The organism is Zwartia vadi (assembly GCF_030410375.1).
Taxonomy (GTDB): Bacteria; Pseudomonadota; Gammaproteobacteria; order Burkholderiales; family Burkholderiaceae_B; genus Zwartia; species Zwartia vadi.
Window position 1 is genome coordinate 75,349 of record NZ_JAUHHE010000008.1, and the last position, 18,399, is coordinate 93,747.

Genomic DNA, 18,399 nt, shown 5'->3' on the forward strand with positions numbered 1-18,399 from the left:
TATGGATACATCCAGCATCGTTCATTTTATCGGCGTCGGAGCGATGGGCGGGCCGATGGCTCAACGACTGCTTGAAGGCGGTTACAAAGTTTCTGTTTTTGATAGCAATCCCGAACGGGTGCGGACGTTTGTTGAAAAACACGGCACGCAGACTCAGGGGGCACCTGAGCAAGTCGGCAAGGATGCCGATTATGTGGTCATGATCTTGCCAAATAGCGGGGTCGTGCGAGAGGTGTTGTTCGGTGCGAATGGTCTGGCAAAGCGTTTAAAAAAAGATGCGCTGGTGGTGGACATGACCTCGGGACAACCAGAGATGACCTTGGAGATGGGTACGCGTTTGCAATCACTCGGTGCAGCGTTGATTGATGCGCCGGTTTCCGGAGCTGTCCCCCGGGCGCAGAGTGGCACGCTTACCATCATGACCGGTGGTGAAACTGCTCTGATCAATCGGGCTGAGCCGCTTCTTTCGTGTATGGGGACTGTCACGCGAACAGGTGTGCTGGGATCTGGTCACGCTATGAAAGCGCTCAATAACCTGGTGTCTTGTGCTGGTTACCTCATCGGCATAGAAGCGTTGATTATTGGTTCTAAATTTGGTTTGGATCCTGAAGTGATGGTTGATGTGCTCAATTCATCGACGGGTATGAACAACAGTACGCAGAAAAAATTCAAGCAGTATGTTCTTTCCAGAAAATTTGATTCAGGTTTTCCTTTGCACATGATGGTTAAAGACATCGCCATCGCGATGGGACTTGCAAGAAGTCTTGACGTGCCTGCACCGTTTGGTCATTTGTGTCTCGATATGTGGAATGGCGCAAAGAGCATGTTAGGCCCCAATGTGGACCACACTGAAGTTGCTCGCCTAAGTGAGAAGCTTGCGGGCTGGGAAATCCCCGAGTCCTGAGGTGTGAATTGGTTCTCGCACTTTTTTAGTAATTACTCTATAAAGTAAAAAATATTTCAACAAGGAGACAAAAATGAAAAAAGCGATCTATGCGCTCGCACTTTCAGCGCTGACTGTATTGCCACTGGCCGTCAAGGCGGATGTGACTGAATTAAAGGTTCCGCTTGGCGCGGGCGGTTTCGGTTTTCTGCCTTTGCACATCATGAAAGAGCATAATCTGATCGAGAAACACGCTCAAAAACTCGGTCACACAATGAAGGTGAATTGGTCGAATATCGGCGGCCCCTCCGCCATGATTGACGCACTACTGTCAGGCTCTGCCCATTTCATCGCCGCAGGTCCGCCATCTTTTCTGATCCTGTGGGACCGCACGAAAGGAAATGCAAACGTCAAGGGTGTTGCGGCGATGAGCTCGATGCCAATGAATCTGAATACGCGCGCCGAGCACCTCAAATCGATTGATGATTTGCGTCCGACAGACAAGATCGCAGTCACGTCCGTGAAGTCTTCCATCCCCTCGATCATCATGCAAATGTATGCTGTGCAAAAGTACGGCAAGGATCAGGCTTTTAGATTTGATCCCTACACAGTCAGCATGAACCATGGCGATGCTGCCGCGGCCTTATTGTCGGGCAGTAGCGGGATAACCGGACACTATGCTTCCGCACCTTTGGATCAGTTGGAAAGAAAGTCTCCGGGTGTGCGTTCCATCATGAATACGGATCAGGTTATGGGCGGTTCAACCACCTTTACGATGATCTCCGCACGTTCTGATTTTCAGCAAAAAAATCCCAAAGTCTACGCAGCATTCGTGAGTGCCTTGAAAGAGGCTCAGGAAATGATTGCGAAAGACAAAGGTGCCGCAGCGGATATTCTGATTGCTTCCATGGGTGGTTCCAGCAAATGGTCTAAAGATGACATGGTTGCAATGCTGAATGATCCATCGATCAAATACACCACCAAGCCCGAGAATGTCATGAAGTATGCAACATTCATGAATCAGATCGGCTCCTTGAAGAACAATCCCAAGTCCATCGATGAATTGTTTTTTGCTGGTGCGGATGTGGCAGGCGGCAACTAAGACTCTAGCTCCTGCGGTTAAAGCCGCAGGATTATTTTGTTTAATTGGCTGAGTCCATCATGATGCAATCATCTTCAACACCCTTGCTTTCCGTTCAAGGTGTGACGCTTCGCTATCGCACCAAAGAGCATCTGGTGACGGCGACCTATCGCGTCAGTTTTGACGTGCTCAAGTCCGATCGTTACGTCATTCTTGGTCCCTCTGGCTGTGGAAAATCTACGTTATTGAAAGCCGTCGGTGGTTTTTTAAATCCAGTCGAGGGTCAAATAAAACTCAATAATGTCGACATTCATAAACCAGGACCTGATCGTGTCATGGTTTTTCAAGAGTTTGACCAGTTGTTGCCCTGGAAAACGGTCAAGCAAAATGTCGTCTTCGCTTTGACTGCAAGCGGAAAGCTAGGGCGCAAAGAAGCAGAAGAACGCGCGATGCACTACATCGATAAAGTCAATCTTACGGGTTTTGCCGACAGTTTGCCGCATACGCTTTCAGGAGGAATGAAGCAGCGGGTTGCTATCGCGCGCGGGATGGCGATGGAGCCTGAAATTTTGTTGATGGATGAACCCTTCGCCGCATTGGATGCCTTGACGCGAGGAAAAATGCAAGAGGAGCTCCTGCAGCTTTGGGAGGATACGAAGTTCACGGTTTTGTTCGTGACCCATTCTATTCCCGAGGCCGTTCGGATTGGCAGCAGGATTTTGCTCCTCAGTCCGCATCCCGGACAAGTACGGGCCGAGCTGAATTGTCACGGCATCGATACGATGGGGCCAAATGGTCAACCCTTATCCAAGCACATCGAAGAATTACTGTTTCACGATCACGAGAGAATCGCACATGCATGAGCATAAAAATGAACGCGCTCAGAGCACGCGTCCGGAGAGAATCAGTGAAATCGAGCTGACTGGTTTTGGGGTGATTGAAAAACCGCTCAGCACGTTTGAAAGACTGATGGGTAATGGCTTGCTCAGAAAGACTCTAGTCTTATTGTTCCTGGCGGCGGTTTGGGAGGTTTACGCAGTCTGGTTGAATAACCCGCTCTTGTTTCCAACCTTTTCGGCGACGGTTCAGGCATTTGTCGCCGGGCTCGTAACTGGAAAGATCATCATGGCAACGTGGTCTTCCATCACGGTGCTTGTTCAGGGGTATGCCGTCGGCTTAGCGATTGCAGCCCTGTTTACTGCTTTTGCCAGCGCGACACGGATTGGTTCAGATATTCTGGAGACGTTGACCTCAATGTTTAATCCTTTGCCTTCAATCGCATTATTGCCATTGGCCATGATTTGGTTTGGTTTGGGTGAAGGCAGCATTATTTTTGTGCTGATTCATGCGGTGCTGTGGGCTGTTGCCCTGAACACGCATGCCGGATTTAAAGCCGTGAGTCCGACTTGGCGCATGGTTGGTAAAAACTATGGCTTATCCAATATCGCTTATGTCACCAAGATCCTCATTCCAGGCGCGTTTCCAAGTATTTTGACTGGAATGAAAATCGGCTGGGCGTTTGCTTGGCGAACCTTAATCGCTGCTGAGTTGGTTTTTGGCGCGAGTTCAGGCTCGGGGGGCTTGGGTTGGTACATTTTTCAAAACAAAAATATGCTGGATATTCCAAACGTTTTTGCCGGGTTATTAACGGTGATCATTTTCGGTTTGCTGGTTGAAAACTTAATTTTTAAAACAGTTGAGAAAAAAACCATCAGTCGCTGGGGCATGCAATCCTGACAGGTCGTCAGGTCTTTTCATCACGTTACTAAAATATATTCCGGAGATCAAAATGAAGAAAATTCTTGCGCTACTGGCTTTATGCTTGGGGGTCGCCTCACCCGTTTGGGCTGACTCCGCGTTTAATCCTACCAAGCCCGTCAAAATTATTGTTCCCTTCCCACCCGGGGGCGGAACAGATGCTGTCACCAGAATTTTGGCTGAAAAACTCGGTCAGATTTGGAAACAACAGGTGATTGTCGAAAATCGCGCAGGTGCTCAAGGTAACGTGGGAACAGCCTATGGCGCCAAGGCGCCGCCTGATGGCTACACGTTGACGCTCGCACACCAAGGCGCTTTCACGGTCAATCCACATATTTATAAAGATCCGGGCTTTGATCCGATCAAGGATTTCATTCCAGTCACGCGTGGCACCCAACAACCTTTTGTTTTGGTCGCGAATCCTGGCTTGAACGTGAAGGATCTCAAAGAGTTTATTGCCTTGGCGAAGACTCAGCCCGGCAAGTTGTCGTACGGTTCCAGTGCTTCGGGTCCCCAACTCACTGGCGAGATGTTCAAGGCTCTCACGGGCGTCGATATGATGCACGTGGCATATAAAGGAGCCGGTCCAGGTATCGTTGACGTATTGGCTGGCCACATTAATTTATTTGTTGCCAACCCGACCTCAGTTGCACCGCATGTACGTGCTGGAAAACTCATCGGTTTAGTGATGTTCGGACCCGATGGCGTCTCTGTTTTGCCTAATACTCCGACAGCAGCGCAAGCAGGTTTTCCCGATCTTGGAAAAATGCCTGAATGGTACGGTTACGCTGTTCCCGCAGGTACACCTGCCAAGGTAGTCGACCAACTCAATAAAGATCTGACCGCAGCCTTGAATGATCCTGCTGTCAAAGCCCGACTCGATGGTCTGGGACTGAATGCATCACCGAGCACCCCCAAAGAGTTTGCTGACCAAATTCAACGGGATCTGACGGCTTCGAAAGATCTCGTGAAGAAATCCGGCATGACGTCTCAATAATTGTTTGTATTGAATGGATAGGAAAGATAAATGCTCAAGGGTAAAGCGGCGCTGGTAACAGGTTCAAGCGGTGGGATTGGTTTGGCAATTGCACAGGAGCTGGCCGCTGCAGGGTGCCATGTCGTGATGCATGGCCTTGAAGACAACAGCACCGTGACGGAGCAACTCGCCTCCCTTCGCGCGCATGGTGTGGATGCGATCTATCTTAAAAAGGATTTGCAAAATCCTGTTGAGTCTGCGGAGTTGACGTCTCTCGCCCTTGAGCAGTTTGGTTGTATCGATATTCTGGTCAATAATGCCGTCACCCGACACTTCTCTCCCATCGAGACATTTCCTAGTGAACGATGGGATGAAGCGCTGGCCGTAAACCTGAGCGCGCCGTTCTATTTCGTCAAAACATTTTTGCCTTTGATGAGACAGGCGGGTTGGGGTCGAATCATTAACATGACTTCAGTTTACGGGTCGCGCGGCACGCCTAACCGTATCGACTATGTCACGACCAAAAGTGCCTTGATCGGAATGACTCGAGCAATCGCTTCAGAGGTGGTCGGACAAAATATCACCTGCAATGCCCTGTGTCCGGGGTCAGTACTGACGCCCAATATAGAAAGCCGCATTCGAGCCTTGATGGAACAGAAAAAACTGGATTGGGACACGGCAGTTCAGGAGTTTCTACAAGGAAAACAGCCAGGCGGAAAGTTAATTCCTGCAAAGCATCTTGCTGAGTTGGCACTGTTCTTATGCACACCTGCGGGCGGGCAAATGAATGGCACGGTGCTGCCCATGGAAAACGGCTGGTTGGCACTTTAGCCAGACGAGAGCCCGGTCAAGGGGCGATCAAATCCTCGTGATCAGTTATTCTGCGAAAAGTGATGTTCTGATTGAGGATTTAAAAAATGACCCTGACCCTTTGGCGTTGGATAGATCGCAATATCCTTGAGCTCGGCCGGGAATTGCGCTGGTCTTATTTGCCCCCGCTCATGGTTTATATGGCTGCGGGCATCTCCAGTCTGACGGGCATAGTGGGAACATTCTTCGTCAAAGATTATCTTAATCTTTCTGTCGCTTTTTTGGCAGCCTTGAGTTTTTGGGTCGTCATTCCCTGGTCACTCAAAATGGTGTTGGGCCATTTGATTGATTTGCTTTGGCGCTGGAAGAGGGCGTTGTTATTTTTGGGCGCAAGTCTGATTGCAGCCAGTCTATTGATCATGATCGGCCTGATTGGAAACCGCGAGGCAATGGCCGCGATCTTTCCAGTGGAAAGCTGGTATGTGGTGAGCGCCTTGCTTGCCCCCATTGGTTATGTGCTGCAGGATGCCGTTGCGGATGCCATGACGGTTGAAGCTGTGCCACGTGTGGACGACGATGGACAGCTGATCGATCCAGAGCGCCGCAAACTGATGCACACCACCATGCAGACACTCGGTAGGGTGGCCATTATTGGTGGTTCAGTATTTGTCGCGCTCATCAATCTCTATGTTTTTGCTGGCGTGCAGCAGCTCGACGAAGCTCAAAAAGTCCAAAAATATCTTCAGGTGTATGTCATTTCGATGGCAATTCCCCTGATCTCTGTGCTGGGCGTTGTGTTGGCCTCTGCCATCCAGGCGCGGGCGCATAGGCGCTTGCTTGCCCGAGGAATAACGAAAGAACAAGCCCGGAGCCTTTTGACGGGTGACATAGAACCGACCAAGCCAAACTGGGTGATCTTGGGCGGCAGTTTGGTCTTTGTGATCTTTACCATGACCATGGGACTCGCGCAGGTGCCATACGGTCAGGAAATTATCTTTGTTGGCTCCATGGCGATCGTGACGTTTCTGATCGCCAGGCTGACGCGTGATCTTGAGCCGCAAATGCGCTCAACGCTTGTCGGGACCGCGATTGTGATTTTTGTATTTCGAGCAATCCCGAGTCCCGGACCCGGGGTGACATGGTGGATGATCGATGAGCTTAAATTCGATCAGCACTTCTTTTCCATGCTTTCTCTGATCGCGAGTACCTTGTCTTTGCTGGGCATGTTCATTTTTCGCCGCTTTATGGCGGAACGTTCAATCGCCTATGTGGTGGGTACGTTGACCTTGTTTGGAACTTTATTGTCCTTGCCGACTATTGGTATGTATTACGGTCTACATCATTGGACAAGCGCCATGACGGGCGGTGTCGTCGATGCACGCTTCATTGCCTTGGTGGATGCCGCGTTAGAATCGCCTCTGGGACAAGTGGCGATGATTCCGATGTTGGCCTGGATCGCGCGCTCCGCACCTGAAAATCTCAAGGCAACGTATTTTGCAGTCATGGCGTCGTTTACCAATCTGGCGTTGTCGTTGAGCCAGCTTGGGACAAAATACTTGAATCAAGTTTTCACGGTCACGCGAGAGGTGCGCAACCCTCTCACAGGCCTTGTGGAGGTCGCGGCTAACTACAGTAGTCTAGGTTCGATTTTGGCAACTTCTATCGTGATCGGTTTTACTTTGCCAATGCTTGCGATTCTATTTGTCAAACTGACCCGTTTCAGAACAGCTTAAAGCGAGCGGTTGTTTAAGCTGTGGTGAATGAATTCAGTTTTGTGCGATACGCTTGGGTGTGAGCGCTGCGAAGTCTTGCGCATAGCCGCGGAGTTTCTTTTGTAAAAATCTTTTTTGATCTGGGCTGGCGAGATTCAGGATCTCGGCTGTGGCTTGCGCCCACTCCATTCGTAATTGGTCGCGTTGAGCGCTCAACTTCGGTTCTCTGTACTGACCCAGGCTCGCAAGATAAGTCGCAAGGGCCTGCTGAGCTTGGTTGGGTGGAGCATCGCGTTGGGCTGCAATCAGGTTCAGTAATGCCTGTTGTCTTAGTTTACGCTCTTCGTACCAGGCCGAAATGATTGGAGCGCGTGCATCGGAGACACTGATGAGAATGCTTTTTTGCTGAGTCGAGAGAGTGCCCAGCCAGTCTTCAAAGCGTTTGATGACGCGGGCATGACGTTTTTTGACATTTGCTGGACTATTTTGGTTTTTAAGATAGTCCGAAACGTATTCCTCATTACTATCATTGAATTTTGTTTGAAGTTGCTTGAGCTGTTGAGGTCCGAGCGTCACAATAAGAGGAGCAAGCTGCACAGCCGCACGTGCGCCGACGGTCTGAAGTTGTTGTTCGATCGTCTCCTGGATACCAAGGATCTCGGTTGCAGAAAAAGGCTGGGAACTCGCTAGGCGCGTCGCCCATTGGTTCAGTGTGGTCGTATAGCGGGGGAGTGCTTGATCATGCCAGGCAGCAAACGTGGCAAGCTCCTGATCCAGCAGCGCTTGCTGTGATTCATCTAGATTCAGGTATGTATTCATGCGATAGGCGATCAGTCCTGGCGCATAGTTGTACGCGAGTTGCAGTGAACTGCAAGCGGTGAGGGTCAGGATCGTCAGCGCGACAAGACTCGATTTAAGCAGTCGCATCAGGGAATTTGAGGCACGCATGATTGTTGCCAGTTAGTATTTGCAATGAACTTTCATTTTGCCACCGAATAGTGTTTTTTCGACGGATAACAGGGATCGGAGACGGTGATATGGACGCGTTTTATGCGGATCATTTTGTTTTACCCTTGCCAGAGGGGCATCGTTTCCCGATGTCTAAGTATCGCTTGCTTCGAGATGGTATTGCAGGCGCTCCAGGGTTGCGGTTATGCGAGGCACCCGCTGCTACCGACACTCAGTTACTCTTGGCGCACGATCCCGTCTATGTCCAAAAAGTTCTGAATGGCACCCTTGAGCCCAAGGAGCAACGAGAAATCGGCTTTCCATGGACGTCGGAAATGGTTGAGAGATCCAGGCGCTCTGTCGGCGCGACGATCGCCGCCTGTCAGTCCGCGTTGCGAGACGGTATCTCCGTCAATCTTGCCGGCGGAACGCATCACGCTTATCGGGACAAAGGAAGTGGCTTTTGTGTGTTTAACGACGCTGCAGTCGCGGCGCGCTTCATGCAACGTCAATCTGCATCAGATCTCGCTGTGGCCATCATTGATCTCGATGTTCACCAAGGTAATGGGACGGCTGCTATTTTCAAAAATGACCCGACCGTTTTCACCTTATCGTTACACGGCGATAAAAATTTTCCTTTTAGAAAAGAGCCAAGTGATTTGGATGTTCCTTTGGCGGATGGCGTGTCGGATGAGGCGTATCTGGAGGCTCTTGTGGATGCGCTGGCGCAGTTGGATAAGCTTTTCGAGCCCCAATTGCTTATTTATCTCGCCGGGGCTGATCCACATGAAGGCGACAGACTCGGTCGTCTGAAGTTGACAAATGCAGGCATGCTTGCACGCGACAGGATAGTTTTTGAGCATGCAAGACGCTTGAATGTACCTATCGCGCTATCAATGGCCGGAGGGTATGGCGTTGATATTGAAACGACTGTCGCCGTTCATCGTCAGACTGTTATCGAAGCGCTCCACTATAGTCAGTCTCTCAAAAGAGTTCCATTTGTAACTGCCTCTTGATCTTCATCAATGTGTTTTTGAATTGAACGGAGTTAGAATCAATAAAGGTAGTTACCAAAGTAGCTGCTTTTGGATAGCGTCTTTCTTATCAATAACTTCAAGGAACACACTTCATGGCTCACACACTTCAACAATTTGCTAGTCAATGTCATGATCTGTTGAAAACATATCCAGGTCCAGTCGGTCGTCAAAAGGTTGCGGATCTTTTAAAAGAGATTTTGGTGGATAAACAGTTTGTTGAGGCGAATCTTGGTTCGAATGTCGGTGAGCGAGAAGTGATTTACGAAGATCCTGAGTTGGGGTTCTGTATCGTGGCTCATAATTATCAGGGTGCTAAAAGCTCAACGCCACATGATCACGCGCACTCTTGGGCGATTTATGGTCAAGCGCGAGGTGAAACTGAAATGCGCGATTATGCATTGATCGAGCCAGCAACGGCCGACAGGCCTGGCAAAGTCAAGCAAACAAAAACCTATAAGCTCACTCCCGGAGTGGCCCATGTCTATAACGAGGGTGATTTGCATGCGCCAGAGCGGACTGCTTCTACGAGTCTGATTCGCATCGAAGGCACTAACATGGCAAAGGTCAAACGCGCGGCTTACGAAATCGTTTGAGCAACTATCTAGGAAAATTTACTTCAAATGTAAGCCACCAGAGACGGCGTGTCTCTGGTGGCTTTTTAAAGAAAACTCATCGAATGTGAGTTTATAGAGCGCCAACTTCTTTGAAGTACTTCACTGCACCGGGATGCATAGGGATCCCTGCATCTGCCGCCATCATTTTGGGAGTGAGTTCGCCAATCGCTTTGTTCACGGCAGCCATAGCTGGAATGTTTTGAGCCATGGTCTTGACCATGTTGTAGACGACTGCCTCAGGCATATCGCAACGAACGATCAAATGTGTTTGATAGCCGATGACCGGGACGTCCTTGTCCTGCTTGGGGTATGTGCCAGCTTTGATAATGAGTTTGCTGTAGCCAGCATTCATCTTGCGCATACCTTCCATGGTTTTGTCATCGACAGGTACAAGTTTGATATCACGCCCGCTCGCAAGATCCATCACGGCCGAAGCGGGTGCAGTCGTACCAAGCGTAAAGACATCCACATGTCCGTCTTTCATCATAGACACGGCATCGGTATAGCTCGCTTGGAAATTCATGCGCGCGAGACCGCTGTAGTCAAAGCCATTGAGCTTGAGCACGGCGGCGGTGATAGCCTCCGCGGTGTTTCCTTTAGACTGGGCAACCAGACGTTTTCCTTTGATATCGGCATAGGAGTTGATATTTGAGGAGTTGGTCGCAACCACCTGGAAGTACTGGGGATAAATGTTTGCCATCTGGCACACATTGCTTGTTTTCTGTTTAAAAGGTGGAACGCCCATTGCTCCATCCACCGCGCTGCTCGAGTTTGAGAAGCCGATCTGTGCTTTGCCTTGTTCAACACCAATGACGTTGGCGACGCCCGCACCGGGTTGTGCTGTGATTTGAAGGCCAGGAATCGCTTTTTCCCACATGCCTTTGAGCGCGCCGCCCAGGGGTACCCAAACGCCGCCCTGAGGACCAGTCATCAGCGTGACTTGTTGGGCGGAGGCCGGGGCTGCGGCGAGCAGGGCGGCGCCCAGCGCCGCGGCTGACAGTGCGAATTTTGCGGTTTGTTTCATGACATCTCCGAATAATTATGCTTAAAAGACGGTTGGAATGATCGTGTGATCAGTGTCACCAAGCGTATTGTTGAGGCGATCTGTCAAAAGCTAGACCGTTAATTGATTTTATACACCAGAGTGCTAATGGTGAATAAGCCAAAACCCAGCCCTTTGAAGGGTCAAGCAGCTGAAAAGGCAAAATTTCTGTCAAACATCAGGGTTAACCATGAAAAATAACTTTGACATAGGAACGCAATCATTATTCGGTCTTTTTATTTTCGTTAAAAAACAATTGCATGATCGTACTTTCATCGATGACCTCCCCAGCGAGCGTGCGGGTCAAAATTTCACTCCCCAACCGTTGTGGTGAAAAGATGATGTCGGGGCGAACGCGCTGAATTTTTGATAGATGCGCAGAATCATTGACTACGCAAACGGTCTTGACCGGACTCTCTCCCAAAAGTTCTTTTGCTGTCAAAATGATGAAAGCGTTTTCAGCATCATCTTCTTTTAAGGCTAATAAATATAGGGCTTGCGGTAAACAAGCTTCTTTCAGTACCTCGAGAGTGGTGGGATCTCCAATCAGTACATCAGTATGTTCTGGGTAATGATGATTGCCGCCGGGAAAATCGATCGCTGTCACATTATGTCCGCGCTTGATCAGGCCTGCCACGACATTCATGGCGAGGGGCGTGGCACCACAGACGATGACATGATTTTTTCTCATGGATAGCAAGGCCTTCTTTTGAATGAATTTTCTGAGATTACCGCCAATAACTGGACCTGCTAATGCGCTGATCGACGTTGCGAAAACAGTGATACCAAAAATGACAATTGAGACTACAAACAGACGCGCGGTCGGCTCAACTGGCAAAATGTCGCCATAGCCGACTGTTGCCATCGTGATCACGGAAAAGTAAAAAGCGGAAACCAGATCTTCGATAGGTGGCTTGAACTGGTCGCCAAGATAAAGTGTTCCGAAAACAGAATAAAACAACAGCCAACTCACGCTGACAATCGTGTACATACTGCTTGCGGCAAAGCTTGAGCGACCAAAGACCTGCCAGTGCCTGATCATTAACACAAACAACACGACGTTTAAAGCCATCACGCTCAGATGGTCGCGCGAAGTGTAAAGGTCGATGAGCAGTGCAAAAAAAAGCAAAAACAGAGAGAGTACCCAGGCGATTCGTGCGCGCCAGAGTAGGCCAACCGACATGATCATCATGCCCAGACCCAGCGCCAGTCTCGGCAACTCTATCAAGCCGACCGTGTCGATAATATCTTGCCAGCTTTCGTTCAGCAGCCAACCATGATGCTCGGAGGCGATGATGCGCTTGGCGAGAGGCCAGATAAACATCCACGCATAAATGAAAACAAGGATTCCCAGCCATAAATTGGCCGGGAACAATTTGTTGAATTTTTGCGCGTGATGTTTTTTTAGCACGTGAGAATCAGGTCAGCCGTGAGGATTGATAGCGGCGTATTATTTACCCGCACTCTTAAGCGCTTCCTTCCACAAATCAATCACCATCTTGTAGTCCGCGGCTGCTTTGGCGGGATCCGTCCCAACCACCTTGATGTTGCTCAGGTTGGGAAGTTTGGTGAGTTTGGCAACATCGATGTCGGAGCGTGTCGGACGACGAAAGTTTTGTGTGAGTTCGGCTTCCTGGACTTCTTTGGAAAGCAGGATGTCGTAAAGCTGTTGTGCAGCGGCTGCGCCATTCTTGGGATTTTTAATGATGGCAACAGCTTCTGGTGCGACAAAGGCACCCTCTTGCGGATAGACCAGCTCGATTTCCTTTTGTCCGCCTGCGACATAAGAGTAGGCTGCGTATTCCATTGTGATGCCAATTGGATACTCACCATTGGCGACACCTTTGTAGACTTGCGCGGAGCTTTTGGAAATCACGACGTTTGCGGCCAGTTTTTTCAAGCCTTCTGCGCCAAAGAGTTGATATATACCGTAGACCTGATCATAGGCGCTACCAGAAGTAGCAGGGTCGCCCATGATGATTTTGTTTTTCCAGGCAGGCGCGAACAAATCAGCCCAGCTTTTCGGCGCAGGAGTGCCTTTGAGCTGTTTATTATTGACCATGACAATCATCACGTGCGCATTGGATCCGACCCACAAATTGTCGGGACCTTTGAACTGCGGCGCAATGTCCTTTGCTTGAGGTGAGTCATAGGCCTGGAAATTTTGACGAAAGGCGGCCATCGTGCCAAAGCCCGCACCCCAGACAACATCACCGAGAGGATTTTTTGCCTCGGCTTCGATACGTTTCATCAGGGCACCTGTACCGGATGTCACTTTTTGAATATTGAGTCCCGGTGCTGTTTTTTTGGCAACATCTGTCGCGGTGTCGATGACTTGAACATTATTGGAGGTATACATCACCGCATTGTTGGCCAAGGCGGCAGAAGCCGTAAATATTGCAAGGGCGCCGAGGGCGGTTGGCGCCAGGCGACGAATGAATGCTGAGTGGGTCATTTTTTAACTCCGGATTTAAGGGTTGCGACTAGAGAACAGATCAAGCTTTAAAAAGCGGATGGCTAGATAGACAGGAATCAAGATGACCGTCATCAGGATGACGCCATAGGCAGAGGCCCGGGCCAGGTAGCCTGAGTCAATCTGGCGATACATCTCAATCGGCATGGTTTCCATGCCACCGAAATACAAAACAATGGTAGCTGATATTTCAGATAACGATGTGACCCACATCAAGATCGCGGCCGCAAGTATCGCGGGCTTCATGATGGGCAGAATCACTTTAAAAAAACTTTTGATGGGTGACACACCCAGATTGATTGAGGCCTCTTCGATAGAATCAGGGATGCTGTAGAGCGAGGCAGAGGCAGAACGGATTGAAAAGGGGACTTTGCGAACAAAGTAGGCTGCGGCCATGATTGCCCAAGTACCAGTCAGGATAATCATTCCACTGTTATAAGTTTGGATCAATGCGATACCAAGCACTGTCCCGGAAATAGCCAGCGGAAGCATCACCACATAATCCAGAATCGAGACGAGCCACATTCTTTTCTTGACGATTAAATAACTCACGATCGTCGCAAAGCATGTGCCGATGAGTGTTGCGATACTTGCAAGAGTCAGGGAATTGAAAATAGGTCCGGGTGCTTGTCTTAAGGCGCGATCCATATTCTCTAGCGTGAACGTGCCATATTGCATCACAGGTCCGCTCGCTTTGGTAAAGGCGCCGATCAAAACAATCACAGCCGGTATGAGCGACAGCGCGACAAACACCAATACGGCTGCTGTAAGCAGCCATGCGGCAAAACCTTTAGCCCGTATAGGTTTGGGTGCGCGACCTTGTTGCATGTGATAGGTTTTACGCTCCACTATTGTTTTTTGTAGAAAAAGCACGAGTCCGACCAACAGTACCGAAAGCACCGCTAACACGCTTTGCATTGTGGGATCTGAACCCATCTCAGATAAGAAGGTCGTATAGGTGAGCGAGGAAAGAACATCGACCGAGCCGCCTAAAATCATCGGGATTGAAAAGTTATCAACCGCTAACGTGAACACCACCATTGAATTGATCAGCAGCGCAGGAGCCAGCACTGGCAGAGTGACGGTCATTGTGCGGCGTAAACCTGTTGCGCCCAGGTTGGTGGCCGCCTCTTCAATCGTGCCATCGATCGCTTTAAGAGCGGCGAGCATGCCTATATATGCATAGGTGTAATCGTTGAGGATGAGCGTGTAAGTCATGCCAAACCAGCCATAAAAGCTTGGCAGTTCGATTCCGATAAATTCCAGTGCGTGACGCACCAAACCGTTATTTCCTAATAGCATCAGCCAAGCTTGGGAGACAACAATATCAGGCAGCACGATCGTTGCAAGCGGTAGGAGTGCCACGATGGATTTACCTGGAAAATCGAACCGAGTCACCACGTAAGCAAGCGGAGCGCCAAGTAACATGCATCCAAGCGTAGCTGTGACACCCAGTCGGAGGGTGTTGAAAAAGGCCTCGACATAACGGGGATTATCTAAAAAAGCCTGAAATCCAGCCAAGCTGAAGTCACCGGTTTTTATGTCGACCACGCTATGGTAGAAAAGGGACAGAAGCGGCCAAACAACGAAAAATGTCAGAACCCCCAGGCATAAAAGCGCGGGCAGGAACCAGGGAGAAATGCCTTTTTTGAAAAGAAGAGACATGTTGAGCAACCTAAGCCAACACTAAACGGCATTTTGGGGAGAAGCTAAGCATCACGGAATCTCCCGCCTGTTTGCGCGGATCCTCTGCAGCCGGAACATCCGCCATCAGTGTTTGACCATCCGTCAGCCGCAGGCAGTAGGTCACCTTAAAACCCAGGTAGCGTCTGAACACGATCTGAGCCGCAATCCCTGGTGAGGGGGATGCAGGTGAAACATGATCAATAAAAATGTGTTCGGCTCGAGCGGCAAGTTGTTTTGGCTGTATGTCTTGAGTGGCTGTGTGAGCCAAACCATCAATCAGGATGTGGCCACCCGCGATTTTGACCTCGGTTTGGTCACCCCGTTGTGCGAATTGCTCGACATGTATCAAGTTTGCGCCACCGATAAAGTCGGCGGCATACGTTGTGAGTGGTCTGGAATAAAGACCCTCGGGGGTATCAAGCTGATCGATCCTGCCGCTACGCAGAAGCGCGATGCGATCCGACATGGAGAGCGCTTCTTCTTGATCGTGTGTGACGAAAATAGTCGTGATCTTTGCTTCTTGCTGGAGTTCACGAATCACATCCCGCATCTGTATACGCAACTTAGCATCGAGATTGGAAAGTGGCTCATCCATCAGCAGAATGCGTGGCTCAATCACGAGCGCCCTGGCCAGTGCCACACGCTGCCGCTGCCCGCCAGATAGCTCGCCCGGGTAACGTTTTTTAAGGTGAGCCAATTCAACCCGTTGCAAGATACGATCGACTTTCTCGTCAATTTTCTGTTTAGAGAAATTGCGAACGCGCAAACCATAGGCAACATTGTCAAAAACGGTTTTATCAGGAAACAAGGCGTAATCTTGAAACACCATTCCCGTTTCTCTTTTGTGGGCGGGCAGGTGTGTCACGTCTTCGTCGCCGATAAAAACCTGACCTGAATCAGGGATGATAAAGCCTGCGATCATGCGAAGAAGTGTCGTTTTTCCGCAGCCACTAGGACCCAAGAGCGTGAAAAACTCGCCATGTGCGACCTGAAGAGAAAGTTGGTCGATGATGGTGACGTCGCCATATTGCTTGACAACGTTTTTGAGAGTGATGTCTGCCATGTTTACCAAAATATAAAAATTTGGAGTTCAAATCGCTTTTGACCGATTTTCTCCGAGTTGTTAATGGTAGCCTATTCATTTTGGAATGACCCTCTCATTGTTAAGAGCGAGAAATACACATGTCCCCTTGGAAAGCCGCGCATCCCGGAGATGCTTTTGAAGAAATCGACACACCTGCCTTGGTGCTGGACCTCGATGCGTTTGAACGCAATCTGGCGCGTATGACCCAGGCACTTGCCGGGAGTAAGATGCGTTTGAGGCCGCATGCCAAGAGCCACAAGTGTCCGGATATTGCGCTGCGTCAAATCCAGCAAGGTGCGGTTGGTATTTGTTGTCAAAAGGTGAGTGAGGCCGCGCGGTTTGTCGAGGCGGGCGTGCAAGATGTTCTGATCACGAACCAAGTTGTCGGCGCTAAAAAAGTTGCCCATGCCATGGATCTTGCCGCACGCGCAACGATTGGTGTGCTGGTTGATCATCCGAGCCAGGTTGCCCAGTTCGCACAGGCGAGCAATCAGCGCAAAACAACGATAGATATTTACATCGAAGTCGATGTCGGGATGGGTCGATGTGGCGTCAGTTCAGTCAAAGAAGTGACAGACTTGGCTGAGCAGATTACTGCCGAGCCCTTTCTCCGGTTCATGGGTCTGCAGTGCTATCACGGCAGTGCACAGCATTACAGGCAACCTGAACAAAGGCAGGCTGCGATTCGCCAGGCCAGTGACATCGCTCTGACGATGCGTGGGGCCCTGGAAAAACTTGGTATCAAGGTTGAGCGCATTACAGGGGCAGGCACTGGCTCGGTTGCTCTTGAAAGGGATTCGGGCGTCTTTAATGAAGTCCAATCCGGTTCATATATTTTCATGGATGCGGACTACGCCAAAAATCAACAAGGCCCCTCGGACATTCAGTTTGAACATGCATTGTTTTTAAAAACAGCAGTTTTGAGTCGTCCAACAGCTGGGCGCGCAGTCGTCGATGCTGGGCTGAAAGCCTCAAGCGTTGATTCAGGGATGCCTGTGGTGTGGCAACAGCCAGGCGTAGAGTACATCAAGGCGAGCGACGAACACGGCGTTTTGCAAACCGCTGAGGCAAACAATCCTGCCCTTGGCGATTCCTTGCTCCTTATTCCAGGCCATTGTGATCCGACAGTAAATCTCTACGACGAGTTGATTTGTTATCGCGGAGATCGGGTCGAGGCCGTCTGGCCGATTTCGGCCAGAGGCGCGGCGTTATAGTGGCACTTCAAAAAGCGAAAACAGATATGAATTGAATCGCAATACGTTCTTATTAAAAACAATATTTGGAGACAACCATGCAAAAAATTCAGGCACGCGCGCGTTTAGCGATTGCGACAACATTATTAGCGATGGCATTGCCGCAATTAAGTGTTGCGCAATCGGCCTCTGCTTATCCCCAAGAGGCAGTTAAGTTCATCGTACCTTACCCAGCGGGTGGTGTGAGTGATGTGTCGAGTCGCGCGATTGCAGCAGCACTGGGCAACAAGCTTGGTGCCAATATGGTGATTGAAAACAAGGCTGGCGCAGCTTCAACTGTGGCCAGTACCTTTGTCGCCTCACAAAAGCCCAATGGATATACTCTCTATGCAGCGCCTGTATCCATCGTGATTAATCCTGCGTTGCAAGGGACCGTAAGCTATAAGCCCTACGAGAGCTTTACGCCTATTTCAATGATGATGAAGGCGCCGTTTGTTTTGCAGATAAATAAAGATTTACCCGCTAAAAATGCAAAAGAACTTGTTGAATTAATCAAGAATAATCCTGACAAATATGCGATTGGCACATCTGGTGTGGGATCGATTAACCATCTTGCAGCGGAATACTTTATCAAGCAGTTCGGTTTAAAAATGGTCGTGGCGCATTACAAAGGCGGAATGCCAGCAGCGCAGGACATGATCGGTGGTCAGGTCCAGATGATGTTTTCAGCTGCAAGCGAAGCGATGCCATTCGTGACGAGTGGCAAGACACGTGGTTTGGCGGTGACTTCGATGCAGCGCATGTCCACTCTACCTGACCTGCCAACAATGAATGAAGCTTTGGGGACCAAGGATTTTGAAGCCACATTTTGGCTGGCCCTGATGTCGCCTGCAGTATTGGACAAAGCTTTGCAGACACGTTTGTCCGATGCGATGCAATCCCTTGGAAAGGACGAGGAACTGCGCAAACGCCTGAGTCAACTGGGGATCGAGCTTGACACATCTACCCCCGAAGTCGTGACCAGTAACCTCAAGCGTGATGAGGCGAAGTGGACAACACTGATTAAAGACTTGAAGCTTAAACAATAAAGAATACAGTTCAA

17 protein-coding genes are annotated in these 18,399 nt (G+C 49.8%); 11 read left to right on the top strand and 6 right to left on the bottom strand.

Annotated features, from left to right (window positions below; all coding sequences use genetic code 11):
• The first annotated feature begins 1 nt into the window (after position 1).
• The 7 genes from QWY27_RS08545 (at position 2) to QWY27_RS08575 (ending at position 7,241) form a co-directional block, all read left to right on the top strand.
• Positions 2-904 (top strand): NAD(P)-dependent oxidoreductase, encoded by a 903-nt coding sequence (locus tag QWY27_RS08545; protein WP_290196694.1) that lies wholly within the window; start codon positions 2-4, stop codon positions 902-904.
• Positions 905-977: 73 nt separating this feature from the next.
• The gene (locus QWY27_RS08550) at positions 978-1,985 is read left to right on the top strand and encodes an ABC transporter substrate-binding protein (protein WP_290196696.1); all 1,008 of its coding nucleotides are present in this window, start codon (positions 978-980) and stop codon (positions 1,983-1,985) included.
• A 62-nt stretch (positions 1,986-2,047) separates the two neighbouring features.
• Entirely contained in the window at positions 2,048-2,827 is a 780-nt protein-coding gene (locus QWY27_RS08555) for an ABC transporter ATP-binding protein (protein WP_435433467.1), read from the top strand.
• Positions 2,820-3,701 (top strand): ABC transporter permease, encoded by an 882-nt coding sequence (locus QWY27_RS08560; RefSeq protein WP_290196699.1) that lies wholly within the window; start codon positions 2,820-2,822, stop codon positions 3,699-3,701. The genes QWY27_RS08555 and QWY27_RS08560 overlap by 8 nt, the downstream gene beginning before the upstream one ends.
• 52 nt (positions 3,702-3,753) lie before the next feature.
• Positions 3,754-4,719 carry a Bug family tripartite tricarboxylate transporter substrate binding protein gene (locus QWY27_RS08565; RefSeq protein WP_290196701.1) on the top strand — a complete coding sequence of 322 codons (966 nt, stop codon included), beginning with the start codon at positions 3,754-3,756 and terminating at the stop codon, positions 4,717-4,719.
• Between the two features lie 30 nt (positions 4,720-4,749).
• Positions 4,750-5,529 carry an SDR family NAD(P)-dependent oxidoreductase gene (locus QWY27_RS08570; RefSeq protein ID WP_290196704.1) on the top strand — a complete coding sequence of 260 codons (780 nt, stop codon included), beginning with the start codon at positions 4,750-4,752 and terminating at the stop codon, positions 5,527-5,529.
• 86 nt (positions 5,530-5,615) lie between these two features.
• On the top strand, positions 5,616-7,241 hold the full coding sequence (locus tag QWY27_RS08575; protein ID WP_290196705.1) for an MFS transporter: 1,626 nt from the start codon (positions 5,616-5,618) through the stop codon (positions 7,239-7,241).
• A gap of 33 nt (positions 7,242-7,274) precedes the next feature.
• Here QWY27_RS08575 and QWY27_RS08580 read toward each other — a convergent pair whose 3' ends face one another.
• Positions 7,275-8,168: a DUF6279 family lipoprotein gene (locus QWY27_RS08580; RefSeq protein ID WP_290196707.1), complete on the bottom strand. Its 894-nt coding sequence runs from the start codon at positions 8,166-8,168 to the stop codon at positions 7,275-7,277.
• Between the two features lie 89 nt (positions 8,169-8,257).
• Here QWY27_RS08580 and QWY27_RS08585 point away from each other — a divergent pair, with 89 nt between their 5' ends.
• Together QWY27_RS08585 and QWY27_RS08590 are read left to right on the top strand one after the other, a co-directional pair.
• On the top strand, positions 8,258-9,184 hold the full coding sequence (locus QWY27_RS08585) for a histone deacetylase family protein (RefSeq protein WP_290196709.1): 927 nt from the start codon (positions 8,258-8,260) through the stop codon (positions 9,182-9,184).
• A 113-nt stretch (positions 9,185-9,297) separates the two neighbouring features.
• Positions 9,298-9,798 carry a cupin domain-containing protein gene (locus QWY27_RS08590; protein ID WP_290196711.1) on the top strand — a complete coding sequence of 167 codons (501 nt, stop codon included), beginning with the start codon at positions 9,298-9,300 and terminating at the stop codon, positions 9,796-9,798.
• Between the two features lie 91 nt (positions 9,799-9,889).
• Here QWY27_RS08590 and QWY27_RS08595 read toward each other — a convergent pair whose 3' ends face one another.
• The 5 genes from QWY27_RS08595 to QWY27_RS08615 form a co-directional block, all read right to left on the bottom strand.
• Complete coding sequence (locus QWY27_RS08595; protein WP_290196713.1) at positions 9,890-10,843, bottom strand: TAXI family TRAP transporter solute-binding subunit; 954 nt, start codon at positions 10,841-10,843, stop codon at positions 9,890-9,892.
• Between the two features lie 241 nt (positions 10,844-11,084).
• Positions 11,085-12,272, bottom strand: a complete 1,188-nt coding sequence (gene kch, locus QWY27_RS08600) for a voltage-gated potassium channel protein (RefSeq protein WP_290196715.1) — start codon at positions 12,270-12,272, stop codon at positions 11,085-11,087.
• Between the two features lie 39 nt (positions 12,273-12,311).
• Positions 12,312-13,316, bottom strand: coding sequence for an extracellular solute-binding protein (locus QWY27_RS08605; RefSeq protein ID WP_290196717.1), 1,005 nt, complete (start codon positions 13,314-13,316; stop codon positions 12,312-12,314).
• Between the two features lie 15 nt (positions 13,317-13,331).
• Positions 13,332-14,999, bottom strand: a complete 1,668-nt coding sequence (locus QWY27_RS08610; RefSeq protein WP_290196718.1) for an ABC transporter permease — start codon at positions 14,997-14,999, stop codon at positions 13,332-13,334.
• A gap of 10 nt (positions 15,000-15,009) precedes the next feature.
• Positions 15,010-16,083 carry an ABC transporter ATP-binding protein gene (locus QWY27_RS08615; protein WP_290196720.1) on the bottom strand — a complete coding sequence of 358 codons (1,074 nt, stop codon included), beginning with the start codon at positions 16,081-16,083 and terminating at the stop codon, positions 15,010-15,012.
• A gap of 119 nt (positions 16,084-16,202) precedes the next feature.
• Here QWY27_RS08615 and QWY27_RS08620 point away from each other — a divergent pair, with 119 nt between their 5' ends.
• Both QWY27_RS08620 and QWY27_RS08625 read left to right on the top strand, forming a co-directional pair.
• Entirely contained in the window at positions 16,203-17,318 is a 1,116-nt protein-coding gene (locus tag QWY27_RS08620) for a DSD1 family PLP-dependent enzyme (RefSeq protein WP_290196721.1), read from the top strand.
• A gap of 77 nt (positions 17,319-17,395) precedes the next feature.
• Positions 17,396-18,385: a Bug family tripartite tricarboxylate transporter substrate binding protein gene (locus QWY27_RS08625; protein ID WP_290196723.1), complete on the top strand. Its 990-nt coding sequence runs from the start codon at positions 17,396-17,398 to the stop codon at positions 18,383-18,385.
• Positions 18,386-18,399: the final 14 nt, after the last annotated feature.